The organism is Flectobacillus sp., assembly GCF_049240685.1.
Classification (GTDB): Bacteria; Bacteroidota; Bacteroidia; order Cytophagales; family Spirosomataceae; genus Flectobacillus.
In genome coordinates this window covers 1-2,132 of sequence record NZ_JBMLSD010000012.1, presented here as the reverse complement: position 1 = coordinate 2,132, position 2,132 = coordinate 1, and the positions used below count along the sequence as shown (strand labels likewise).

Here is a 2,132-nt window from a genome sequence, read left to right as displayed (position 1 = left end):
CCTTGCGCCTGTGAATTTAGCCGTCGAACTTTGTTTGACGGCTACTTTGTTTTTAATAGCCCAACACATTGGTATATTTGCCCAAGTTTGAACTATTAGCTATATTGTTGACTAAAATATATTTTGAATCTATGGAAAACTTTAGGATAGAAAGTTTAGAAATAAGTCAAGTTGGCGTTTTTAATCATTTAAAAATAGATTTTCCTGAGAAAAAAAATACAGGACTGGCCGAAATACATATTCTTACGGGGGAGAATGGAACAGGGAAAACTACAATATTGGAAATGCTAGCGGAGTTGGGAAAACAACAAGCACTTGAGGATATAGAGAGTAATCCTATTTATGCTAAATTTCATAAGTTTAAAAATAGTTTTTTCAAAATACAATCTTCAAGAGTTGACTTTCGAGAAAATACCTTTTCATTTAATCAAATAGAGAATTCAGTAAGTAGTTATTTTAATAATAGACAGACCTATTTTGATGGATTTGAATTTGCATTATTTGCCTATTCGGGTTATAGAAGAACTCAAAAAAGTACTGAAGTAGATACAAAATATAAGCCAACGCATTCAAATATAGCTTTAGAAAATGCACTAGATTTTGACAAATCTATCAACACAGAAAAACTTTCAAACTGGGTAGGTTCAATTTTGATAAAAGAGGCTCTTTTAAAAACAACCAATGAGATAGATAAATCTTTGGAGTTTAGACGATACATATCAATCATAGAAGAGGTATTATTTCAAATCACAGGTCAAAACTTTGGTTTTTATCTAAATCCTGAGACCATGCACCTCAATTTAGTTCAGAATGAGCAACGCATGGGATTAGATACCTTGCCAGATGGAGTCAAAAGCATTGTGTCTTGGGTTGGTGATTTGATTATGCGAATGAGCCAAATGCAATGGGCAGATGATTTGGATATTTTTGATAGAAGCTTCGTTTTATTGCTCGATGAAATAGAGGTGCATTTACATCCAGCTTGGCAACGTAAAATATTGCCAGTGATTCAAAAGCTTTTTAAAAATGCTCAAATATTTATTTCTACACATTCACCATTCGTCGTGGGGTCGGTAGATGGAGCATGGATATATAAGTTTAAAAAAATTGGGACATCTGTAACCTTAGAAGAAACAACTTTATCAGAAGATGCAAAAAGTGTTAGACGTATTTTGGATGAGGTTTTTGATGTAAAACAACAATATGGTGTTTCGGTTGAAGAAGACCTTCAAAAGTTTAGAGAGATACGAGATAGAATATTGAAAGGGGAGTCCTTTGATATTCAGGAGTTTAAAAATTTGACAAACCATTTAGCGAGTCAGAGTACCGAGCTGTCACACTTATTAGGAAGTGAAATAAATCAACTACAACGAATTATAAAGAAAGAAGTCTTCTAACACTTATGCGTAAATTTCTGAGAGTAAATGGCCCTACATTTTTATTAAAGAATTTTTCTGCAACTGTTACTAAGCCTAGATGGCAAGTATATGGAGAAAGATATGCAGAACGAAGAGCAATCAATAAATCATTTGAGTTCGCTTGGCCTCAGTATCAGAAAAGGCCACTCAATCATCTTTTGATGCCTTTATTGATGCTGCAAACGGACGCTCACTGTTCTTATTGTGACGCGTATCCGCTTATGAGTGCTGACAATACAATAGACCACTTTAAACCAAAGTCAAAATATCCTCTGGAAGTTTGTAAATGGGAGAATTTGTACATTGCATGTGCTCATTGCCAAAAAGAAAAAGGTACAAGTTATGACGAAAAGCTCCTTCGACCCGACGAATCAGGCTACGATTTTTATCATTACTTCTATTATGATTTTACTACTCATGAAATAAAAATATTGTGGAGTTTAACAGGCGAGGAGGCACAACGAGCAGAAGCAACCTTAAGAATAATGAACTTTAATCATCCAGCTATGAAGGAAAGTCGACGTTTATCTTATGAGGGTTTTGCAGATAGGCCTGATTTCCCACTTAACGATAAAACTCATAGATTTATGTTTGAATAGCAAAATAGAGGACTATTCGTTACAATAGCCTACACTCAATTGTATAGTTTCTTTTATTTTTGAATCATCTGAGTATATCTGAATTTAAAAAAGCTCTTGTTCTTGGTGTGTTTAT

Annotated in this window: 2 protein-coding genes; both read left to right on the top strand. The window is 34.0% G+C overall.

The features are described 5' to 3' along the window. The first annotated feature begins 131 nt into the window (after positions 1–131). A complete protein-coding gene (locus ACOVQ4_RS00605) occupies positions 132–1,397 on the top strand; it encodes an AAA family ATPase (protein ID WP_421818739.1) in 1,266 nt (421 codons plus the stop codon). 5 nt (positions 1,398–1,402) lie between these two features. After that, entirely contained in the window at positions 1,403–2,017 is a 615-nt protein-coding gene (locus ACOVQ4_RS00600; protein WP_421818738.1) for an HNH endonuclease, read from the top strand. Positions 2,018–2,132: the final 115 nt, after the last annotated feature.